Annotated in this window: 1 pseudogene; it reads left to right on the forward strand. The window is 64.6% G+C overall.

The features are described 5' to 3' along the window. Positions 1–243, forward strand: a pseudogene (locus FNJ47_RS52610) (hypothetical protein); the annotation flags it as partial.

Below are 243 nucleotides of genomic sequence, written 5' to 3' on the forward strand. Positions count from 1 at the left end.
CCTGGGCTGGCGCTCGCCGTGCTCGGCACCAAGGCCGCGGCGCCGACCGCGCTGATCTTCTGCTGCGACAGCATCTTCCTGTTCTCGATCGTGCCGCTGCTGATCGAGCTCACCGACCGCGACCATCGCCAGGAAGAATGCGATCACGGTTCCGAGCGTGGTGGCGATCAGGAATGGCGGGTTGTTCAGCTCCGCAAACGGGGTCTTGGACATGATCCCGAACAGCAGCGCCGGCAACGAAAC

This window comes from Bradyrhizobium uaiense (genome assembly GCF_010811875.1).
In the GTDB taxonomy this organism is placed as follows: Bacteria; Pseudomonadota; Alphaproteobacteria; order Rhizobiales; family Xanthobacteraceae; genus Bradyrhizobium; species Bradyrhizobium uaiense.